The organism is Bradyrhizobium sp. 22, assembly GCF_000482425.1.
GTDB classification, from domain to species: domain Bacteria; phylum Pseudomonadota; class Alphaproteobacteria; order Rhizobiales; family Xanthobacteraceae; genus Bradyrhizobium; species Bradyrhizobium japonicum_B.
This window is the reverse complement of sequence record NZ_KI519399.1, coordinates 2,994,547-3,016,146: the sequence shown is the minus strand read 5'-3', so window position 1 is coordinate 3,016,146 and position 21,600 is coordinate 2,994,547. Positions and strand designations below refer to the sequence as shown.

Below are 21,600 nucleotides of genomic sequence, written 5' to 3'. Positions count from 1 at the left end.
CTGCCGCGAGCGGCAGATGGGCTAGAACGCGGCCTCGTACATGGTCAGGATCGCATCCCGGCCGAGGTCGCGCGGATTGTTGTCGAGCAGGCGGCGAATGGCGTGCGCCTCGTCCGCCATCACGCCGAGATCGTTCCTGGGCACGTCGAGTGCGGAGAGCCGCATCTCGATGCCGAGATCCTTGCAGAAGGCGTAGGTGGCGTCGAATGCGAGCTGCGGATCGCTCCGTTCCGGCAAGCCGAGCGCACCCAGCACCGCGACCGTCTTCGCCTCCACGGCCGGCATGTTGAAGGCCAGCGTGTGCGGGAAGATCAGTGCGCAGGCCAGTCCATGCGCCACATGGTGACGCGTGCCGAGCGGATAGGCCACCGCATGGCCGGCGGTCGTGTTGACCGGTCCCAGGCAATAGCCGCCGTAGAGCGAGGCCAGCGACAGGCCGGCACGCGCCTCGCGGTCGTCGCCGTCGGCCACCGCGCGCTTGAGATAACGTCCGACCAAGCGGGCGCCTTCGAGCGCGTAGAGATCGATCGCCGGATGCGCCTTGCGGCTGGTATAGGCCTCGACGCAATGCGCCAGCGCATCGACCCCGGTCGCCGCCGTGACCTCCTTCGGCACGGTCATTGTCAGGTCCGGATCGACGATGGCGATGTCTGCCAGCATGAAACGGCTCTGCACCGCCTGCTTGTTCTGGCTGACGGGATCGGTGACGAGCGCGCGCGTGCCGGCCTCGCTCCCGGTGCCGGACGTCGTCGGAACCTGCATCAGCGCGACGCTGCGGCCCGCCACCTTTTCCGGCCCGACGATGTCGGCAAAGGCCACGTCACCCCTGCACATCACCGCGACCAGCTTGGCGAGATCCATCGCGCTGCCGCCGCCAAAACCCACGACGAGATCGGGCTTGACGTCCTTCGCCATCGCCACCGCCTTCTCGAGATTGGGCAGGTCCGGCTCGGGCTTGACCTCGCCGAACACCTTGACGGCGCCCGGCAGCGCCAGCACGTCGACGCGCCGCGCGTTGAACGGATCCGAGATCACCAGCGGCCGCCTGGCGCCGATCCGCTTGGCAAAGCGCGCCGCCGCGACGATCGTGCCGTTGCCGAACTCGAGGATGGTGGGGCGCTGGATTTCGATGGGCGTGAAGGCGTTGGTCATCGTGCGTTCGATCTCATGATTTGGATGCGGAGGCGCCGGCGGCCAGCCGTTCGGCATAGTCGATGGCCTCGATCAGGCTGTGCTCGTTGGCGATGCCCTTGCCGGCGATGTCGAAGGCGGTGCCGTGATCGACCGAGGTGCGGATGATCGGCAGGCCGAGCGTGATGTTGACGCCGGAAAGCTCCTGCCAGCGGCCGGTCGCGGGATCGACCTGGAAGCCGAGCAGCTTGACCGGAATGTGCCCCTGATCGTGATACATCGCGACCGCTGCATCGTATTGACCGGCGCGCAGCTTGACGAAGATGGTGTCGCCGGGCACGGGCCCGACGACATCGAGACCATCCGCAACTGCTTTGGCGATCGTCGGCGCGGACACGTCGATATCCTGCCGGCCGAACAGGCCGCCCTCGCCGGCATGCGGATTGAGCGCGGCGACGGCGATCTTCGGCTTGGCGATGCCGAGCCGCAGCAAGGCATCGTTGGTGAGGTCGATCACCATGCGCAGCCGCTCCGGCGTCAGACGCTTCGGCACGTCCTCCAGTGCCACGTGGGTCGAGACGTGGCTGACACGCATGTTGCCGTGGGCGAGCAGCATCACCGAGCCGCGCACGCCGGTGAGATGCGCCAGCATCTCGGTATGGCCTGGGAAATGATAGCCGGCCTTGTTGAGCGCTTCCTTGTTGAGCGGCGCGGTGACGATCGCCGCGGTCCGGCCGGCCTGCGTCAGGCGCACGCCCTGCTCGATCGCCTTGTAGGCGAAGCGGCCGCCATCGGCGCTGAGCACGCCGGGCTTGATCGGATCGCCCTCGGCGTCGGCTTGCAGGTAGCAGAGGTTGGGCCAGTCGCGGTCCTCCGCTGAGACCTGGGGGATCGCGATGTCGGTGCCGAGCGCAGCCTTCGCGCCATCGAGCGCCGCGCCGCTGCCAATGACCAGCAGGCGCAGATCGCCGCTCGCGATCCGGTCCTTGAGCCCGACGCAGGCCTTGACGATGATCTCCGGCCCGATCCCGGCCGGATCGCCCATGGTGATGGCAAGATGACGAGAGGTCATGTCGGACTCTCCATTCTGAGCAGATGATTGTCCCGGAGCAGGTCGCGCCACAGCGCGCTCGGGCCGAATGCGCCTGATTTCGAGATGACGTCGACACCGGCCCAGCGGCCGCCCTGCAGGATCGAGCGCGGCAATCCCGGCACGATACGTCCTGTCACCTGGAGCGCATGCGCGCCGAGGGCAACGCAGGCGGCCTTCAGGGTTTCTCCACCGGCCACGATCAGCGTGCCCGGCGGTTCGAGCGACGCGATCAGCCCGCTCATCTCGCGCGCGATCTGCCGCGCCGCCTCGACGCGCGACAGACCGTCGGCCAGGGAGAATTTAACCAGCGCCACGCCCTCGTCAGCCAGCTTGCGTCGAACGCCCGCGCCGCCCTCGCCCTCGGCCAGCGCGATGGCGACTTCGCCGCATGCCGCGAGTTGCGATGCGGTGGCCGCCTGATCGGAGCCGAACAGGCCCAGCACCGGCGGCTTCAATTGGTTCGGTGCATCGGCACGATGGCTGCGGGCCAGCGCACCGGCGAGGCCGCCGCTGCCACACCACAGCACCGGCCCCGGCATGCGCCGCGCCATCTCGACGACGCGATCGAGGTCGAGATCGTTCTCTGCATCGAACACCTGAACGGCGCCTTGCGAGAGCGTGTCGGCCGTGCCCTGTCGTGCCTCGATGCCCTCTTGCCTCAATTGATCCAGCAGATTGTCGCCGACCTTATGCCAATCGCCATGCACGGTTCGGGCGAATTGCTGGCCGCTGACGGTGCGGCGCCCCTGGTAGTCGAACGCGGGCGCGACCACGCACGAGGCCCAATGGCCATTGCGCAGGCAGGCGCCCAGCTCGGCCGCCCAAGCGCCCCGCAGGAGGCTGTCGACTTTCTTGTAAGCGATCGTCCCGCTCTGAAGGTATGGCACCAGTCGCCCGACGATCTCGACGCTGTCGGCCTTCGAGCGCTCGCGGGTGCCGCTATCGATGGCGAAGCTGCCGGAGTCCCGCGGCGCAAACGCTTCCGACCAGACGACGTCGAACGGTCCGCCCAGCCCGACGAACTCCGCCGCGGTGTCGAGCGCACCGGTGAGATCGTCGGCCAGCAGGCGGATGCTCGTCATCGTGCCGCTCCCGCGCCGAAGATCTTGCCCGGGTTCATCAGGCCATTCGGATCGAACAGCCGCTTGATATCGCGCATCAGCTCGATGTCGAGCGGGTCGGTGACGCGGGCGAGCCGGTCGCGATTGGTGATGCCGATGCCGTGCTCGGCACTGATCGCCCCATTCTGCGCCGCGGTCTCGTCGTCGACAATCCCGTTGATCTCGGCGACCAGAGCGGCCGTCGCGGTCGGGTCCTGGCAACGGGCGCGATCGATCAGTGCGATGACATGGATGTTGCCGTCGCCGATATGGCCGTGCATCACCACGTTAGCATGGGGAACAGCGGCCTTGATCCGGGCTTCGACGTTGGCGACGAAGGCCGCCTGCCGCTCCAGCGGCACCACGCTGTCATGCGACACAACGTAGCCGCTACGCTTGTTGCCTTCGGACACGCTGTGCCTGACCGCCCAGATCGCCTTGGCCTGCGCGAGGCTTGACGCGAGGATCACGTCTTCGGCGTGCTTCGCCTCCATCGCCTCCGCCAGCACCGTGGCGAGCGGCTCGTCGAGGTCGACGCCGGGAAGCGCGTCGGTCAGCTCGACGATCAGATACCACGGCGTCGTCAGCTCGAAGGGGATCGCGACATGCGGCACCGTCGCCGCGATCGCCTCGATCTGCGACCGCGACATGATTTCGAGACTGCCGAGCCGGTCGCCGACCGTGCCGCGCAGCCGCTGCATGATTTCGAGCGCCTGCTCCACCCCTTGCAATTTCAGCAGCGCCAGCGCCGAGCTGCGCGGCGGCGCGAACAGCTTCAGCACGGCCGCGGTGACGATGCCGAGCGTCCCCTCTGCCCCGATGAAGAGCTGCTTGAGCGCGTAGCCGGTGTTGTCCTTGCGCAATGCGCGCAGGCCGTCGAAGACGCGTCCGTCAGGCAGCACGACCTCCAGCCCGAGCACGAGATCGCGCGTCGGACCGTAGCGGAGCACGGCCGTGCCGCCGGCATTGGTCGAGATGTTGCCGCCGATCTGGCAGGAGCCTTCGGCGCCCAGGCTCAAGGGGAAATACCGATCGACGTCACGGGCCGCGTTCTGCACCTCGGACAGGATGCAGCCGGCCTCCACCGTGATCGTGTTGGCGAGCGGACTGACGTTGCGCACCGCCCGCATCCGGTCGAGCCGGATCACGACATTGCCCGAGCGATCGTCCGGCGTCGCGGCGCCGCACATGCCGGTGTTGCCGCCCTGCGGCACGATCGCGAGCTGGCGCGCCGCGCAGAACTTGACGATCGCGGCGACCTCCGCGGTCGAGCCGGGCTTCACCACCGCGGCGGCGCGGCCGCGATAGCGCCCGCGCCAGTCCACCACGTAGGGCTCCTGGTCGGACCCGGGTGCGATGACGTGCTTGTCGCCGACGATCGCAGCAAGCCCGGCCACCACATCCTGCAAAGAGTCGGACATCGGATCGCCTCGCCTCTCGGGCCTGGCCTTAAGCGGCGGCTGCGAATGCAGCGGCCGTTGCGAGCAGCTCCTTCGCCTGAGCCGACGGCAAGGATTCCAGCGGCGGCCGCAAACGCTGCCATCCGGCATGGCCGGTGCGCTCGGCCACCAGCGTCTTCAGCGACGCCATCTGCGGGAAGCGCGAGACCAGCTCGCGCGCTTTCACGATGCGCGCCTGCGCCGCCTGGAGCGCCGCGTCGTCGTCGCTGTCGCGAAAATGCTTGTAGACATAGGCCAGATCGCGCGCGACCAGATTGGAGGTCGCTGTGATGCAGCCCGCGCCGCCCTTGCGCAGCAGCGGCAGCAGCAAGGGATCGGCTCCGACCAGGACCGAAAAGCCCGGGAAGCGGTCGACCATCGCGGTCATGTTGGCGAAGTCGCCCGAGGAATCCTTGATCCCCACGAACGTCGCCGGATAAGCCGCACGCAGCCGCTCGATCAGCGCATGAGAGATCGGCTGCGCCGACATCTGCGGGATGTGATAGAGCACGACCTTGAGCCTGGCATCGCCGATGCGCTGCACGATCTCGCTATAGGAGGCGTAGATGCCGTCGTCGCTGACGCCCTTGTAGTAGAACGGCGGCAGCATCACGACGGTATCGACGCCGACCGAGAGCGCGTGCCGTGTCAGGGCGATGGTCTCGCTGAGTGCGGCAACACCGGTGCCCGGCAGAAGATGTTGCGGAGCGATTCCGGCCGCCACCACCGCCTCGAGCAGAGCCGTGCGTTCGGCGATGGAGAAGGAGTTCGCCTCCCCTGTCGTACCCAGCAGCGCGATGCCGTCGCAGCCTTCATCGAGAAGATGGCGGCAATGCGCGACGAAGCGCGCGTGATCGGGGGCGAGCTCGGCATCGAGCGGCGTCAGCGCGGCGGAGAACACGCCACGGGGGTGCAGCGATGGTGTCGACAAGCTTCCTCCGATCGTCAAATCAGCATTGTTCGGAATGCGAACATTTGTTATTAGCGTGACCTGTCGTAAAATCAGCCGGCCGCCACGTCAAGGGCGATGGCTGCCATTGGCAAGGTATTCGAGCATGGCCAACGCCGAGAAGAAGGCCACCGAGCGCAAATCGGACTCGCTCCCGAAAAATCCAAAGAACCATGTTGCTTCCGTCGGGAAGGCCTTTGCCGTGCTCCGCAGCTTCAGCAGCGAGCATTTCGAGCTGACCCTGAGCGAGATTGCCGCAACTGCCGGTCTCGATCGCGGGACCGCGTTTCGCCTGATCCAGACCCTGGTCGAGCTCGGGTATCTCCAGGCCGTTCCGCAGAGCCGGCGGTTCCGCCTCGGGATTGCCTGTCTCGACCTCGGCTACACCGTGCTGTCGCGCGGATCGTTGCGGCCGATCGCCGAGCCGCTGCTGCGCGAGCTCGTGCCTGATGTCGGCGATGCCGCCTCGCTCGGCATCCTCGACAGCGGCGACGTCGTCTATCTCGCGCGGGTCGGCGCGGGCCTTGACCGCCACAAGATGGACCGCCGGCCCGGCACGCGCATTCCCGCCTACAGCGCCGCGCTCGGCCACGTCATGCTGGCCCATCTGTCGCGCGAGGAGCAGATCGCGCGGCTGGAATCGCGCCCGCGCGTCAAACTGTCGGAGCGGACCCTGACCGATCTCGATGCCCTGCTCGCCCGGCTCGACCAGGTGAAGAAGAAAGGCCACGCCGTCTCCGACGGCGAGAACGCCTATGGCTTGCGCACGCTGGCAACGCCGATCTTCGACGCGCAGGGACTGGTCATCGGAGGATTGAGCGTTACCGTCGATGCGATGCGCATGGAGATGGCAGCCTTCCGCGACCAAGCGCTGCCGAGGCTGATGCAGGTGACGGCCCAAGTGCAGGATCTCGCGATCAAGTCGGGATTGACGAGCTGAGCGCCGGCCGGCGCGCTTTAGATCACGATGTGATCGAAATCGGCGGCGATCCGGGTGTTCGGAAAGATCCGCGCCGCCTCGGCCAGGATCTCGTCGTCCTCGTATCGTCCGGACAGATGGGTCAGCACGAGCTGGCGGACGTTGCTGGCGGCCGCGAGTGCGGCCGCTTCCGCCGCGGTCAGATGGCCGTAATCCCGCGCAGTTGCGGCGTCGCGCTCGAGGAAGGTCGCCTCGATCACCAGCATATCGGCGCCGGCGACGTATTGCGACAATCCCTCGGTGGTTTCGGTGTCGCCGATCACCACGAGCTTCTTGCCGCCACTCGGCGGCCCCAGAACATCCTCCGGATCGACCTTGCGATCACCCTCGGTCACGACCGCCCGACCTGCGGCCAACTCGCCGCGCAAGGGACCGTCGGGTACGCCCAGCGCCGCGAGCCGGTCCGGCTGAAGATGGCGGCGCGAGGGGCTCTGGAAGGTAAATCCAAAACTGTCGGAGTCGCGGTGACGAACCGGAAAGCAACCGATGGTGAAATCGCCGGCGTCGACGACCTCTCCTTCGGACAGCGCCACGAACTCGACCGCGATCGGCGCCCTGCCCGCACCCCATAACCCGGCGAGCATTCGGATGACGCTGTCGAGCGTGCCCAGCCCGCCATGAATGGTCATCACCTCAGCGCTCTGCCGCAACCCCAGTGTCGAAAACAGACCGGGGATGCCGAGCACGTGATCGAGATGAGCATGCGTCAACAGCACGCGGTCGAGCCGCCGAAAGCCCGAGCCGCTCCTCAACAACTGGCGCTGCGTTCCCTCGCCGCAATCGACCAGGACACGCTTGCCCGCGGCCTCGACGAGGAGAGCCGGATGATTGCGTTCGGCGGAGGGAACGCTTGCCGAGGTGCCGAGGAATGTGAGGGCAAACATCGTCGTCCGTGTGTCCAGCGCCCGTCCTCGCCGCGACGGCGCCGTCGCTGTCCGAGAAGCAGTCCGCGCCGTGATGATGGTCGATTACGTCTTGGCGGTCGACTGCGCTTCGACTGCCTGCACGGCGACCTCAGCCACCTGCCGCAGCGCTTCACGGTCGGCACCGGAGGACGCCATCACGCCCATGCCGACGGCCACCGCCGAGACGTAGCGCGCGAGGGCTGCGGGATCGGCCGTCGGCTTCAGATCGCCTTCAACCTTGGCGCGGATGAAGCGCTCGCGCAGCTGGTCCTCGTTCTGAGCGCGGCGCGCGGCGAGCTCGAAGGGGACGCTCTCGGAGCCGGAGCCGCAGGCGACGCCGCCTTGCACCAGCAGGCAGCCGGGCGGATTGGCGGGATCGGTCTGCTTGTCGGCAATGCCTATCAGCATCCGCTCGGCGACGTCGCGGGCGGTGGGGGCCGCGACCACCTCGTCCATCCAGATATTGCGCAGCTGCGTGTAGCGGTCGAGCGCAGCCTTCAGCAGGCCCTCCTTGTTGCCGAAGCAGGCGTAGAGACTTGGCGGATTGATGCCCATGGCCTCGGTGAGTTGGGCGATGGTAGCGCCCTCATAGCCATGGCGCCAAAACACTTCCATCGCCTGGTCCAACGCCGCTTCGGCGTCGAATTCGCGGGGGCGTCCCATGCGCATGTGCCTGTCTCCTCGGAAGCGGCGGACCGTATCAGCCTAACGCCAGTTCCTATCTATTTGTTCTGGCTTTCTTTTTCTTGTGTCTTCCAATTGTCGCGGTATCGGCGTACATTTTTCTTAGTGACCGGTACATAAGTATCTTGCGCTGCGGTATCCAGCTCCACATCTGTAGTGAACACTACATATCTGGAGCGCGCAAATGCCCCCCTCCCAAGAAACGTCTTCCGCCGGCCGTTTTCGCCGTCTTCTCGGTGGCGTCGCCGTCGTGGGCGTCCTCGCCGCCGCCGGCTCGATCGCGACCGGCCGCTACTTCCACGCCGCCCAGGCGACAGCAACAGCCGCCGCGGCCGAGCAGCCGGTGCCCGTCACCGTCGCGCTGATCGAACCGAAGCAGACCGTGCTGTGGGACGATTTCTCCGGCCGGCTCGAGGCCATCCACCGCGTCGAGCTGCGCCCGCGCGTTGCGGGCGCAATTCTCTCCGCCAACTTCACCGAAGGCGCGCTGGTGAAGGCCGGCGACGTCCTGTTCAAGATCGACCCGGCGCCCTATGCTGCCGAGGTCGACAAGGCCAACGCCCAGCTCGAGGCGGCGAAGGCACGCATGGTGTTCACCACCGGCGAGGTCGAACGCGGCGCACAGCTCGTCGGCAACGCCGTGGTGACGCGGCGCGATTTCGACCAACGCGAGAACGCCAACCGCGAAGCGATCGCCAATGTGAAGGCGGCCGAGGCGACGCTCCAGACCGCAAAACTCAATCTCGATTACACCGAGGTGCGCGCGCCGGTGGACGGCCGCGTCGGCAAGATCGAGGTCACCGTCGGCAATCTCGTTGCCGCCGGCACCGCCTCCCCGGTGCTGACCTCGCTGGTCTCGGTCAATCCGATCTACGCCTCGTTCGATGCGGATGAAGAGGTCGTGCTGCGGGCGCTGAACTCGATCGCGGACGCCTCCGGCCAGCGCGGCAAGCTCGACCAGATCCCCGTGGAGATGACGACCTCCGGCGGCCTCTCGGCGAAAGGGCACATCCAGCTCATCGACAACCAGGTCAACGGCCAGAGCGGCACGATCCGGGTCCGGGCGGTGTTCCGGAACGAGGATGGCCGTCTCATGCCCGGCCAGTTCGCGCGCGTGCGCATGGGCCAACCGAAGCAGCAGGCGCTGGTGATGATCGACGAGCGCGCGATCGGCACCGACCAGGACAAGAAGTTCGTGATGGCCGTCGGCGATGACAGCCGCGCAGTGTACCGGCCGGTCACGCTCGGCGGCGCCGTGGACGGACTTCGCGTCGTCACTTCGGGCTTGAAGCCGGGCGACCGTATCGTCGTCAACGGCCTGCAGCGCGTGCGTCCCGGCGGCCTTCTCAAAACGGAGGTTGCCGCCATGGGCTCGCGAGCACAGCAGGCCTCCAACCACAGCAACCAGGACGTGGTGCAGCGTTAGTGCACGCCGTCATCCCGGGGCGCGCATCGCGCGAACCCGGGATCTCGAGCCTATGAACTCCGATCACATCACCTCTGGATTCCGGGCGCGCGCTTTGCGCGCCCCGGAATGACTGCGGAGTTGTTCGGGGGACGACCAAGATATTGCCCAGGGGCAAGACCATGAATCTTTCAAAGTTCTTCATCGATCGTCCGATTTTCGCCGGCGTGCTGTCGGTCCTGATCTTCCTTGCCGGCTTGATCTCGCTGTTCGCGATGCCGATCTCGGAATATCCCGACGTGGTACCGCCCTCCGTCGTGGTGCGCGCGACCTATCCCGGCGCCAATCCCAAGGTGATTGCGGAAACGGTGGCGACGCCGATCGAGGAACAGATCAACGGCGTCGAGAACATGCTCTACATGTCGAGCCAGGCGACCACCGACGGCGCGATGACGCTGACGGTGACGTTCCGGCTCGGCACCGACCCCGACAAGGCGACGCAGCTGGTGCAGAATCGCGTGCAGCAGGCCGAGCCGCGCCTGCCGGCCGTAGTGCGCCAGCTCGGCATCATCACCAAAAAGTCATCGCCCGACCTCACCATGGTCGTGCATCTTCTGTCGCCGAACGGCCGCTACGACATGACGTATCTGCGCAATTACGCGGTGCTCAACGTCAAGGACCGGCTTGCGCGGATCGACGGCGTCGGCGACGTGCAGCTCTATGGCGCCGGCGACTATTCGATGCGGGTCTGGGTCGATCCGCAGAAGGCCGCCGAGCACGGCCTGACCGCCAGCGATATCGTGCGGGCGATCCAGGCCCAGAACGTCGAGGCCGCCGCCGGCGTGGTCGGCTCCTCCCCGAACGTCAAGGGGATCGACCTGCAGCTCTCCGTCAACGCAGAAGGCCGGCTCTCGAACGAGGAGCAGTTCGGCGACATCGTGGTCAAGACGGGCACGCGCGGCGAAGTCGTGCGCCTGCGCGACGTCGCACGCATCGAGCTGGGGGCATCCGAATACGGCCTGCGTTCGCTACTCGACAACAAGCAGGCGGTGGCGCTTCCGATCTTCCAGGCGCCCGGCTCCAACGCGCTGCAGATTTCGGACAACGTCCGCGCCACCATGGCCGAGATCAAGAAGAACATGCCGGAAGGCGTGTCTTACCAGATCGTCTACGACCCCACCCAGTTCGTGCGCTCCTCGATCGAGGCGGTGATCCATACGCTGCTGGAAGCGATCGCGCTGGTGGTACTGGTCGTGATCCTGTTCCTGCAGACCTGGCGCGCCTCGATCATCCCGCTGCTGGCGGTGCCGGTGTCGATCGTCGGCACCTTTGCGGTGATGCACGTGTTCGGCTTCTCCATCAACGCGCTCAGCCTGTTCGGTCTCGTGCTCGCGATCGGCATCGTCGTCGACGACGCCATCGTCGTGGTCGAGAACGTCGAGCGCAACATCGAGTCCGGGCTATCGCCGCGCGATGCCACCTATCAGGCGATGCGCGAGGTGTCGGGACCGATCATCGCCATCGCGATGGTGCTGATCGCGGTGTTCGTGCCGCTCGCCTTCATCTCCGGCCTCACCGGGCAGTTCTACAAGCAGTTCGCATTGACGATCGCGATCTCGACCGTGATCTCCGCCGTCAACTCGCTGACGCTGTCGCCGGCGCTGTCCGCGCTGCTGCTCAAGGGGCACAACGAGCCGAAGGACCGGCTGACGCTGATCATGGAAAAGAGCCTCGGCTGGTTCTTCCGCGGCTTCAACAAGGCCTTCACACGCTCCTCGGAGAACTACGGCAGCAGCGTCACCCGGGTGATCTCGGGCAAGGCCGCGGTGATGGGTCTTTACGCCGTGCTGGTCGGCCTCACCGCGCTCCTGTTCCAGCAGGTGCCGGGCGGCTTCGTGCCGGGGCAGGACAAGCAGTACCTCGTCGGCTTCGCCCGCCTGCCCGATGGCGCCGCGCTCGACCGCAGCGAAGAAGTGATCCGCAAGATGAGCGACATCGCGCTGACACAGCCTGGAGTCGAGAGTTCGGTCGCTTTCCCGGGGCTCTCAATCTCCGGCTTCACCAACTCGTCCAATGCCGGCATCGTGTTCTCGACGCTGAAGCCGTTCGACGAGCGCAAGGACCCCGCGCTGAGTGGGAATGCCATCGCTGCCGAGCTAAACAAGAAATATGCCGGCATCCAGGAAGCCTTCATCGCCATGTTCCCGCCGCCACCCGTCAACGGCCTCGGCACCATCGGCGGGTTCAAGCTGCAGATCGAGGACCGTGCGGGCCTTGGCTACGAGGCCCTCAACGACGCGACAAACGCCTTCATGGCCGCGATGCAGAAGGCGCCGGAGATCGCCGGCGTGTTCTCCAGCTTTCAGGTCAGCGTGCCGCAGCTGTTCGCCGATATCGATCGCACCAAGGCGCTCCAGCTGGGCGTGCCCGTGACGGAGGTGTTCAACACGCTCCAGATCTACCTCGGTTCCTACTACGTCAACGACTTCAACAAGTTCGGTCGCACCTATTCCGTCCGCGTGCAGGCCGACGCGCCGTTCCGTGCGCGTGCCGACGACATCAGGCAGTTGAAGGTGCGCTCGTCATCGGGCGACATGGTGCCGTTGTCGGCCCTGCTCACGATCCGTCAGAGCGCGGGGCCGGAGCGCGCGATCCGCTACAACGGCTTCCTGTCATCCGACATCAATGCGGCGGCCGCGCCCGGCTTCTCCTCGGGTCAGGCCCAGGAGGCGGCGATGCGGATCGCGGCCGAGGTGCTGCCGCCCGGCTTCGCCTTCGAATGGACCGACTTGACCTATCAGGAGTTCATCGCCGGCAACTCCGGCATCTGGGTGTTCCCGCTGGCGATCCTGCTGGTGTTCCTGGTGCTGGCCGCGCTCTATGAGAGCCTGACCCTGCCGCTCTCGATCATCATGATCGTGCCGATGGGCCTCCTGGCAGCGATGTTCGGCGTCTGGATCTCCAAGGGCGACAACAACGTCTTCACCCAGATCGGCTTGATCGTGCTGGTCGGCCTCTCCGCCAAGAACGCGATCCTGATCGTCGAATTCGCGCGGGAGCTCGAATTCGCGGGCCGCACGCCGATCCGGGCCGCGATCGAGGCGAGCCGGTTGCGGCTTCGTCCGATCCTGATGACGTCGATGGCGTTCATCATGGGCGTGCTGCCGCTGGTGCTCTCGACCGGCGCCGGCTCGGAGATGCGCCGCGCGATGGGCGTTGCCGTGTTCTCCGGCATGATCGGCGTCACCGTGTTCGGCCTGTTCCTGACGCCGGTGTTCTACGTGCTGCTGCGGACCATCACCGGCATGAAGCCGCTGACGCATCACGGCAGCGACACTAGCGCGGCGCCTGTTCATGGGCCTGCAGAGTGAGTTCCGCCGCGGCACGCCCGCGGCGGGACCAAGCTCGCATCGCTTACTTCCGATTCTCCTCGCAGAACTTCAACGCGGCCAGCGCTTCGCCGGCGCGCGGTGTCTGCATCTCGATGCTGTCGTCGTCATCGTCTTCGAAGTCGAGCGTGAGGCGCTTGGCCTTCGACAGGCGGTCCATCATCGACTGGTCGTACTCGAAGATGCCGCGCACGGTGGTCCTGTCCATGACCTCCCACTTCGCCTTCTTCATGATGTCCGCATCGTCAGTGCCGACATCGGCCCGAAGGATCTCGCCGGCCGTCTCCCATTCCCAGCCGTCATAGATCATCACGATCACGATCGTCTTCTCGGAATAGGTGATCACGATGACGTAGTCGCGATTCTCGTCGTCCTTGTCCTTGTAGCCCCGGCTCGCATTGCAATGGGTGTCCTGCGTCCGCTTTTCGATGGTCCAGTCACCGACCTTGGATTTCTGCGCCAGCGCCGGCCCTGCCCCAAGGACGCTCGCGGTCAGCAAAACGGCGCGAAAGAATCGTGTCATGTCAGCCTCCAGCGCATTCCCCGCGCCGAGATGACCACCTCCGTGGGCGAGCCGCAAGGGTCCGCGCCGGCCGCAAGGGTGCCTTCATCCTTGTTCGGCTCCGGCATTTGGTGCGGCCGCAGCGCACAAACCCGCCCTCCGGGTTCCCCGCGAAACCGCATTCCTGACGCGACGAAACATCCCTGAAACAGATCGCCGGTTAAGTGGTTGTCAAAACAAGTACAGGGACGGCCACCATGCAATTCCTTCTCGACCTGATCTACGAATATTCCTGCTGTCAGAACCTCGTCGCCCAGCCGCTACAGGAGGACGAGTTATGATCGAGTTGATCTCCGCCCTTCTGGCCCTTTGCAGCGTCGGCGTTTTCGCAGCGCATGCGCTGGATGCCTACCGCACCACGCATTCATGACCGGCTCGCTTCTCCGGCACTAGAATGGTCGCCGGTAGAAGTGCTCTGAATGCGTTGCCGGTGGAAAGCGGTTGGCGAGCGCCAAGGTGCCCTTCTCGTCCGTTTCGAGCCCGATCTTCTGAGCCAGCATCACGTCGCCCGGGACGAGAAAGCCTGACGGGACGAAGCACCAGCCCATCGTCGCATGCCCGGCCTCGTCGATCTCGTGGACATTGGCGGCCGTGCCGTAGTGGATGCGGTATGTCTTGCCGGTGTCACAGCCGACGACGTCGAAATACCGGTGCGCTTCGAACTGTGCGCGCTGCGCCGGCGTCAACCATTCGGCCAGAAGCCGGCGGCCACGAGCATCCGGCGTGTTCTCGCCGAAGAACCGCCGATAGAGTTCACGCAGCGCATGCAAACGCGCACGCGCCGGCGCGCGGAGCCAAACTGCCGCGATCATGTGCAGCTCAGATCAACCGCCGACCAGACGGGGATAGAATAGCGTTTCCTGCGCGGTCGGGTCGAACGATTTGATGCGGGTAACCTCGCCAGGTCCGGTTCGCAGGGCGGCGGTGAAACCGGCCCCGGTCAGCTCCCGAAAGCGCCGTTCGGCTCGCGCCAGCGCTTCGGCATTGCCAGGATCAAACTCGTGGCGTGTATCGCCCGTCTGGTCCATCACGATCTGGGTTGCCATGTTGAGTCTCCTCATGCCCACCCCTGAATCTGATCAAAGCAAACCTCGTGCCGTCTGTTCCTGATGGCAACAATTTTCTCGCGCCGGCGCATCACGCCTTGCTGAACTGGTCACCGCGAGGCGGCCGCCGCTCCGCCCTCGTCGATTTGCCGGCCCATCAAGGCGATCGCCTTTTGGTAGACGCCGGCGGCATTCCACGCCTCGATCGCGGCGAAATTCGGCTCGCCGGGCTGGTACCCGGCTCCCGCGCGCCAGCCATGAGCCTTCAGGAAATTCGCCGTCGAGTTCAGCGCGTTGGCGGCCACTTCGAGATTGCCGGTGCCATAGGCCAGGATGCTCTTGGGCATGAACTGGGTCTGGCCGACCTCCCCGTGCATGGAGCCGCGGGTTGCCCCCGACAACGTGCCGCGGTCGATCAGCTTCAGCGCGGCGTAGAGCTGGTCGGTGAAGAATTCGGGACGGCGGCAATCATAGGCAAGGGTCGCGATCGACGACAGCATGTTCTGGTTGCCGCGCTGGCTGCCGAAACCGGTCTCCATGCCCCAGATCGCGATCAAGGGTCCAGGCGGGACGCCATAGCGCTGCTGGATGGAGGCGAACAAGGCGGCCTGCGACTGCTTGAGCTGCCGCCCCTTGGCGACGATGGTGGTGGCGCCGCGCTTGGCGAGGAACTGGTCGAGCGTCAGTGAAAAACTGCGCTGGCCACGGTCGGCCGCGATGGTGGCGCTGGCGTAGTTGGTCTGCATCAGGGCCGAGAGCGCGGTCTGACCGATGCCCTTGCCTTGCGCCTCCGCGCTGAACTCGCGCTTCCAGGCCTCGAACCCGCCGGGCCCGTTGCCGCAAGTGGCCGCCTCGGCGGCGGGCGCCAGACAACCAAACAGCGCCATCGCGCCAAAAATCGCCCCCGCAACAGCCCTGCCCCTGATCATACCCGCCGTCTCCCGTCCTGTACCGATCGGCAATCTTACCCCGTCAAAGGCGCCGACTCCATGGTGCGATCATAGGTCAATTCCAGACCCGCCAGATTGCCTTCCTTCCGCCATTTGTCGAGCAGCCGCAGGAACGCCACCGGCCCGCGCCAATATTGGCTGTTTCTTGCCGCGATCGGATCGAACACGCCTTCATTGTTGTAGTAGCCGGGCGTGCATTCGGCGAGATAGGTCTGCCGGCCGATCGCGGCCTTGACGACCTCGTCGACCCAGGCATCCTCGGCGGCGAGCGTCGGCTCCAGCGTTCTGGCGCCGCGCTTGCGCGCCTGATCGATGACATAGGCAATGTGCCGCGACTGCTCGTCGATGATGTGCGGGAAGTTCGCGCTCTGGCCGGCCTGCACCGTGACGATCAGGAAGCAGTTCGGAAAGCCGCGGCTGTAGAAGCCGTGCATGGTCTTGACGCCATCGCGCCAGCGATCGGACAGGCTCATGCCGTCGCGGCCATAGACCTCAAAACCCATGCGGCGGGCGTAATCGGTGCCGACCTCGAAGCCGCTGGCGTAGATCAGGCAGTCGAGCTCATAAGCCTTGCCGCCGGCCACGACGGCATTCTCGGTGATCCGATCGACACCCTGCCCTTTGGTGTCGACGAGATGAACGTTGGGACGATTGAAAGTGTCGAGATATTCGTCGTGGAAGCATGGCCGCTTGCAGAACGCCTTGTACCAGGGCTTGAGCGCCTCCGCCGTCGCCTTGTCCTTGACGACCGCGTCGACCCGGGCGCGGATCTCCTCCATCTTGCGGTAGTCGGCCTGCTCGATGACCTTCAACGCCTCCTCCATCGAGGTGACGGGTTGCGGCTGTCGGCGCGGCGCGAGCAGGATCTCGCCGAGCAGGCCGGTCCAGCCGTCCTGCACCAGATCCCGCTCGAACGGCTCGCCTGAGATCACGGCGGTGAAATTGTCCATGCGCTCGCGCTGCCAGCCCGCCTTCAGGCTTTCTGCCCAGCGCGGATCCGTCGGCCGGTCGTCGCGCACGCCGATCGCGGACGGCGTGCGCTGAAACACATTGAGCTCCTTCGCCGAACGCCCGAGATGCGGCACGCATTGCACCGCGGTGGCGCCGGTGCCGATGATGCCGACGCGCTTGTCGGCAAGCCCGGTCAGACCGCCATCAGCACTGCCGCCGGTGTAGTCGTAGTCCCAACGGCTGGTGTGGAAGCTGTGGCCCTTGAAGCTCTCGATGCCGGGAATGCCCGGCAACTTGGGGCGGCTGAGCGGGCCTCCGGCGAGAATGACGAAGCGTGCGCGGATCTGATCGCACCGATCGGTCTCGACCAGCCAACGCGCCTCCTCCTCCCGCCACACCATGCGGGAGATGACGGTCTGAAACAGCGCGCGCTCGTAGAGACCGAAATGACGGCCGATGCGGCGGGAGTGCTCGTAGATCTCCGGCGCCCGGGCGTATTTGCGCACCGGCATGTAGCCAGTCTCTTCCAGGAGCGGCAGGTAGATGTAGCTCTCGGTATCGCAGGCAGCTCCAGGATAACGATTCCAGTACCAGGTGCCGCCGAAATCGGCAGCCTTTTCCACGATGCGGAAACCATCGATGCCGGCCTCGCGCAAACGCGCGCCACAGAGCAGCCCGCCGAAGCCGCCGCCGACCACCACCACCTCGGTCTCTTCAGTGACAGGTGCGCGCGCAAAACCGGGATCGGCCCAGGGATCGTCGAGGTAGCGACTGAAGCCGCCTGCCACCTCGACATATTGAGCCTTGCCTTCGGCACGCAAACGGCGATCGCGCTCCTCGCGATAGCGCACACGAAGAGTCGCGATGTCGACGGTAGGCTCGCCGGCTGCACCGGTCTTGTGTCTTTCCGCTGCCATGCACGTCCTCCAAGTAGAGCGCTGCTTCGCCGGCAGCTCGCCTTACGTTAGCCCCGAAAAAGTGAGGCATGCAATCGCGTCCAATGCTTTTTGCGTGAACGTCGCGAGACGTTCCGCTAACCTCGCGCGCAAATCACAAGCGTACGCCGCGCAACGACGTGGCTTCCGGAGGAGACCATGCAGGGATTGATGATGGACATGCCGCTTCTGATCAGCGGCCTGATCCAGTACGCCGCCGATTATCACGGCGAAGCCGAGATCGTCGCACGCGAGATCGAGGGCGACATTCATCGCTACACCTATGCGGACGCACATCCGCGCATCAAGCGCATGGCGCTGGCGTTGAAGCGGCTCGGCATGAAGCAAGGCGACCGCGTCGGCACGCTGGCCTGGAACACCCATCGGCATTTCGAGATGTTCTACGCCGCGCCGGGCATGGGCTACGTGCTGCACACCGTCAATCCCAGGCTGTTTCCCGAGCAGCTCGTCTACATCATCAACCACGCCGAAGACCGCCTGCTGTTCGTCGACCGCGCCACGCTGCCGCTGGTCGAAGCGATCGCGCCGCAGCTCGAGACAGTCGAGGGTTACGTCGTGATGTCCTCGCGCGAGCGGATGCCGGAGACGAAGCTAGAGAACGTGCATTGCTACGAGGAGCTTCTGGCGCGCGAGAACGACGCCGGCTTCGCCTGGCCAGAGTTCGACGAGAAGTCAGCCTCGACGATCTGCTACACCTCGGGCACGACGGGCAATCCCAAGGGCGTGATCTATTCGCACCGCGCCGCGATCCTGCAGACCATGACCTGCTGCAATTTCGACTTCCTGCCGGGACATGTCGAGGGCGTGCGCGAGGTGATGATGCCGATGGCGCCGCTGTTCCACGGCAACGGCTGGAACATGCCATTCACCGCGCCTTATACCGGCTCCAAGCTGGTGCTGCCCGGCCGCAACTACGAGCCCGACAAGCTCTATGAACTGCTCGAAGGCGAGAAGGTGACGCTGTCGGCCGGCGTGCCGAGCTTCTGGCTGATCCTGCTCGACTGGCTCGGGCGTACCGGCAACGGGTTCTCGACCCTGCGCGCAACGTTGTCGTCTGGCTCCGCCCCGCCGCGCGCGATGGTCGAGAAACTGAAGCGCGACTACGGCATCGACTACATCCAGGCCTGGGGCATGACCGAGGCCCTGGGCTGCTCGATGCCGGGCCTGCGGCCGGGCTCGGAGCACCTCAGCGAGAAGGAGAAATTCGACCGCCGCCAGGTGTCCGGCCGTGCCTGCTTCGGCACCTCTCTTCGCATCGTCGATGACGCCGGAAACGAGCTGCCGCGCGACGGCAAGACGGTCGGACATCTGCGCGCCCGCGGCCCCTGGGTCGCCTCCGGCTACATGAAGCTGGACGAAGGTCTCGACCGCGACGGCTGGCTGATCACCGGCGACATGGCGGTGATCGACCCTCAAGGCCACGTCACGCTGACCGACCGCTCCAAGGACGTGATCAAATCCGGCGGCGAATGGATCTCATCGATCCAGCTTGAGGATGTCGCACTGTCGCATCCCGATGTGCTCCAAGCCGCGGTGGTCGCGATCCACCATGAGAAATGGCAGGAGCGTCCCCTGCTCCTCGTCGTCCGCAAGAAAGGCGCGAGCGTCGACGGCAAGTCGCTGCTCGACCATATGCGTCCGAAGATCGCAAGCTGGTGGATGCCGGACGCCGTCGAATTCCTCGACGAGTTTCCGATGACGGGGACCGGCAAGGTGCTAAAGTCGGCGCTGCGCGATAGATTCAAAGAGTACCGGGTTGCGTGAGCCGCCCGCCTTCGATCAAGGAGACCAGAGATGCTGTACCCGATGTCGCCAAAGGTCGTCGAGCTCAAGCGCAAGCTCGAGAGCTTCATGGACCGGCACATCTATCCGAACGAGGAGCGCTTCTATCGTGAGGCCGAGGAACTCGGGCCGTGGAAGGTCTATCCGGTCGTCGAAGAATTGAAGCCGCTGGCGCGCGCGGAGGGCCTCTGGAATCTGTTCCTGCCGGAATCAAGCCATGGCGCGGGTCTTTCCAATCTCGACTATGCCCCGCTCTGCGAGGTGATGGGCCGCTCGCATCTTGCGCCCGAGGTGTTCAACTGCTCGGCGCCCGACACCGGCAACATGGAGGTGCTGGAGCGCTATGGCAGCGAGAAGGACAAGGAGCGCTGGCTGAAGCCGTTGCTCGCGGGCGAGATCCGCTCCTGCTTCGCCATGACCGAGCCAGCGGTCGCCTCATCGGACGCGACCAACATCGAAAGCTCGATCGTGCGCGACGGCGACCACTACGTCATCAACGGGCGCAAATGGTACACGACCAACGCAACCGACCCGCGCTGCAAGATCTGCATCTTCATGGGCAAGACCGACCCTGACAATCCCGACCGCCACAAGCAGCAGTCCATGATTCTGGTGCCGATGGATACGCCCGGCATCGAGGTCAAGCGTCCCCTTCCCGTGTTTGGCTTCTACGGCGTGCCCGACCGCGCCTCCGAGGTCGTCTTCACCAATGTGCGTGTGCCGCGGGAAAACATGCTGCTCGGCGAGGGCCGCGGCTTCGAGATCGCGCAGGGACGCCTCGGTCCCGGCCGCATCCACCACTGCATGCGGCTGATTGGCCTCGCCGAGCGCACGCTGGAGAAGATGTGCCGCCGCGTGCGCAGCCGCGTCGCTTTCGGCAAGCCGGTCTCGGAGCAGACGGTGACGCAGGAGCGCATTGCGGAGGCCCGCATCATGATCGAGCAGGCCCGGCTGCTGACGCTCAACGCCGCTTCTGCCATGGACACGGTCGGCAACAAGGTGGCGAAAGCCGAGATCGCGATGATCAAGGTCGCCGTGCCCAACATGGCCTGCCAGATCATCGACTGGGCGATCCAGGCCCATGGCGGCGGCGGCACCTCGAACGATTTCGGCTTGACGCACGCCTATGCGACCGCACGCTTGCTGCGTCTGGCCGATGGACCGGATGAGGTTCATCGCAACCAGATCGCGCGGCTGGAGCTGAGGAAATATTCGAACGCGTAGGAACGGCGCTCTTCCCTCGCCTCAGTTGACCACATAGACGTCGGGATCGGCGCTGGAGCTCGGCTTCTTGAAAGCGTTGCGCAAGGCGGACGACATCGGGACGTTGTAATTGAGGCCGTTCGGCGGCGTCGGCGATTGCAGCCACTTCTTGTAGAGCACCTCGATCTCAGGGCTGGCGTAGAGCTCCGCCGTCGCCCGATCGGCGAGTGCCTTGAAAGGCGCATCCTCCCGCCGCAGCATGATGCCGTAAGGCTCCGGCTTCGAGAACGCCTCCTCGCTGATCATGTAGGCTTGCGGCTCCTTGGAGCGCGCGATCGCAACCGCCAGCTGCACGTCATCGAGCGCATAGGCCTGGGCGCGGTCGGTTTCCAGCAACAGGAAAGCCTCCGCCTGGTCCTTCGCCGGCATCACGTTGAGGCCGAGATTGCGTTCGGTGTTGACCTTGGCGAGCTGCGTCAGGTTGACCGAGCCGGCGACGGCCGTGACCGCCTTGCCCTTGAGATCGTCTATGGTGTTGATCTTCGCGGCCTTCTTGGCGGCGAACCGCGTCGCGCTGAGGAAATGCGTGTTGGTGAAGGCGACCTGCTTCTGGCGATCGGCGTTGTTCGTGGTCGCCGAGCAGTGCAGATCGAGCGTGCCGTTGACCATCAACGGGATCCGGTTCGACGAGGTCACGGCGAGCGTGTCGACGGCGATGTCGGGCATGCCCAGCTGCTTCTTCACGGCATCGACGATCCTGAGGCAGATGTCCATGGCAAAGCCGACCGGCTTCTGGTTGCCGTCCAGATAGCTGAACGGGACCGAGGCCTCCTGATAGCCCAGCGTGATCTTCTTCGTCTCCTTGATCTTCTGGAGCGTGCCCGTGAGGTCCTCGGCCGAGGCGGCACTCGCAAGACATGTCAGGGCCAGAATAACGGTAGGTAGACGCATCGGCTGCTCCTCAAGGGGTCTCGCGCCTCCTTGCCGGGCGCAATCGAGCGCGTTGATAGCGCAGGCGCGCACCGGCCGCCAGCCTCGCTTGCGCCTATCAGCTATCCCGGCTTTCAATACGCGAG

Annotated in this window: 18 protein-coding genes; 5 read left to right on the top strand and 13 right to left on the bottom strand. The window is 65.5% G+C overall.

The window, feature by feature from the left end; all coding sequences use genetic code 11:
* Positions 1 to 21: 21 nt before the first annotated feature.
* Genes K410_RS0115530 through K410_RS0115510 form a run of 5 tightly spaced genes read right to left on the bottom strand, consistent with a single transcriptional unit; the run spans position 22 to position 5,694 of the window.
* A complete protein-coding gene (locus tag K410_RS0115530; RefSeq protein ID WP_028135743.1) occupies positions 22 to 1,152 on the bottom strand; it encodes an iron-containing alcohol dehydrogenase in 1,131 nt (376 codons plus the stop codon).
* 13 nt (positions 1,153 to 1,165) lie between these two features.
* Positions 1,166 to 2,203, bottom strand: a complete 1,038-nt coding sequence (pdxA, locus tag K410_RS0115525; RefSeq protein WP_028135742.1) for a 4-hydroxythreonine-4-phosphate dehydrogenase PdxA — start codon at positions 2,201 to 2,203, stop codon at positions 1,166 to 1,168.
* Complete coding sequence (locus K410_RS0115520; protein ID WP_028135741.1) at positions 2,200 to 3,306, bottom strand: four-carbon acid sugar kinase family protein; 1,107 nt, start codon at positions 3,304 to 3,306, stop codon at positions 2,200 to 2,202. Before K410_RS0115520 ends, pdxA begins: the two co-directional genes overlap by 4 nt.
* On the bottom strand, positions 3,303 to 4,745 hold the full coding sequence (locus K410_RS0115515) for an FAD-binding oxidoreductase (RefSeq protein ID WP_028135740.1): 1,443 nt from the start codon (positions 4,743 to 4,745) through the stop codon (positions 3,303 to 3,305). The genes K410_RS0115520 and K410_RS0115515 overlap by 4 nt, the downstream gene beginning before the upstream one ends.
* 28 nt (positions 4,746 to 4,773) lie before the next feature.
* Positions 4,774 to 5,694 (bottom strand): dihydrodipicolinate synthase family protein, encoded by a 921-nt coding sequence (locus tag K410_RS0115510; RefSeq protein ID WP_028135739.1) that lies wholly within the window; start codon positions 5,692 to 5,694, stop codon positions 4,774 to 4,776.
* Positions 5,695 to 5,818: 124 nt separating this feature from the next.
* Between K410_RS0115510 and K410_RS0115505 the strand changes: the two genes are divergently transcribed.
* Positions 5,819 to 6,652, top strand: coding sequence for an IclR family transcriptional regulator (locus K410_RS0115505; protein ID WP_028135738.1), 834 nt, complete (start codon positions 5,819 to 5,821; stop codon positions 6,650 to 6,652).
* A 17-nt stretch (positions 6,653 to 6,669) separates the two neighbouring features.
* Here the strand turns inward: K410_RS0115505 and rnz are convergent, their stop codons facing one another.
* Both rnz and K410_RS0115495 read right to left on the bottom strand, forming a co-directional pair.
* Positions 6,670 to 7,575, bottom strand: coding sequence for a ribonuclease Z (rnz, locus tag K410_RS0115500; protein WP_028135737.1), 906 nt, complete (start codon positions 7,573 to 7,575; stop codon positions 6,670 to 6,672).
* A gap of 84 nt (positions 7,576 to 7,659) precedes the next feature.
* Positions 7,660 to 8,265, bottom strand: coding sequence for a TetR/AcrR family transcriptional regulator (locus tag K410_RS0115495; protein WP_028135736.1), 606 nt, complete (start codon positions 8,263 to 8,265; stop codon positions 7,660 to 7,662).
* Positions 8,266 to 8,464: 199 nt separating this feature from the next.
* On the opposite strand from K410_RS0115495, the gene K410_RS0115490 reads away from it, so the two are divergent.
* Together K410_RS0115490 and K410_RS0115485 are read left to right on the top strand one after the other, a co-directional pair.
* Positions 8,465 to 9,706, top strand: a complete 1,242-nt coding sequence (locus K410_RS0115490; protein ID WP_028135735.1) for an efflux RND transporter periplasmic adaptor subunit — start codon at positions 8,465 to 8,467, stop codon at positions 9,704 to 9,706.
* Positions 9,707 to 9,867: 161 nt separating this feature from the next.
* Entirely contained in the window at positions 9,868 to 13,056 is a 3,189-nt protein-coding gene (locus K410_RS0115485; protein WP_028135734.1) for an efflux RND transporter permease subunit, read from the top strand.
* Positions 13,057 to 13,099: 43 nt separating this feature from the next.
* Here the strand turns inward: K410_RS0115485 and K410_RS0115480 are convergent, their stop codons facing one another.
* The 5 genes from K410_RS0115480 to K410_RS0115450 form a co-directional block, all read right to left on the bottom strand.
* On the bottom strand, positions 13,100 to 13,597 hold the full coding sequence (locus tag K410_RS0115480; protein WP_028135733.1) for a hypothetical protein: 498 nt from the start codon (positions 13,595 to 13,597) through the stop codon (positions 13,100 to 13,102).
* 428 nt (positions 13,598 to 14,025) lie between these two features.
* The gene (locus K410_RS0115465; RefSeq protein WP_028135732.1) at positions 14,026 to 14,448 is read right to left on the bottom strand and encodes a hypothetical protein; all 423 of its coding nucleotides are present in this window, start codon (positions 14,446 to 14,448) and stop codon (positions 14,026 to 14,028) included.
* Positions 14,449 to 14,460: 12 nt separating this feature from the next.
* Positions 14,461 to 14,682: a hypothetical protein gene (locus K410_RS0115460; protein ID WP_028135731.1), complete on the bottom strand. Its 222-nt coding sequence runs from the start codon at positions 14,680 to 14,682 to the stop codon at positions 14,461 to 14,463.
* 110 nt (positions 14,683 to 14,792) lie between these two features.
* Complete coding sequence (locus K410_RS0115455) at positions 14,793 to 15,611, bottom strand: lytic murein transglycosylase (protein ID WP_028135730.1); 819 nt, start codon at positions 15,609 to 15,611, stop codon at positions 14,793 to 14,795.
* A 35-nt stretch (positions 15,612 to 15,646) separates the two neighbouring features.
* Positions 15,647 to 17,500, bottom strand: coding sequence for a flavin-containing monooxygenase (locus K410_RS0115450; RefSeq protein ID WP_028135729.1), 1,854 nt, complete (start codon positions 17,498 to 17,500; stop codon positions 15,647 to 15,649).
* A 177-nt stretch (positions 17,501 to 17,677) separates the two neighbouring features.
* On the opposite strand from K410_RS0115450, the gene K410_RS0115445 reads away from it, so the two are divergent.
* Both K410_RS0115445 and K410_RS0115440 read left to right on the top strand, forming a co-directional pair.
* Positions 17,678 to 19,303 carry a long-chain fatty acid--CoA ligase gene (locus K410_RS0115445; RefSeq protein ID WP_028135728.1) on the top strand — a complete coding sequence of 542 codons (1,626 nt, stop codon included), beginning with the start codon at positions 17,678 to 17,680 and terminating at the stop codon, positions 19,301 to 19,303.
* 30 nt (positions 19,304 to 19,333) lie between these two features.
* Positions 19,334 to 20,545 (top strand): acyl-CoA dehydrogenase family protein, encoded by a 1,212-nt coding sequence (locus K410_RS0115440; protein WP_028135727.1) that lies wholly within the window; start codon positions 19,334 to 19,336, stop codon positions 20,543 to 20,545.
* Between the two features lie 21 nt (positions 20,546 to 20,566).
* Here the strand turns inward: K410_RS0115440 and K410_RS0115435 are convergent, their stop codons facing one another.
* On the bottom strand, positions 20,567 to 21,475 hold the full coding sequence (locus K410_RS0115435; RefSeq protein WP_028135726.1) for an amino acid ABC transporter substrate-binding protein: 909 nt from the start codon (positions 21,473 to 21,475) through the stop codon (positions 20,567 to 20,569).
* Positions 21,476 to 21,600: the final 125 nt, after the last annotated feature.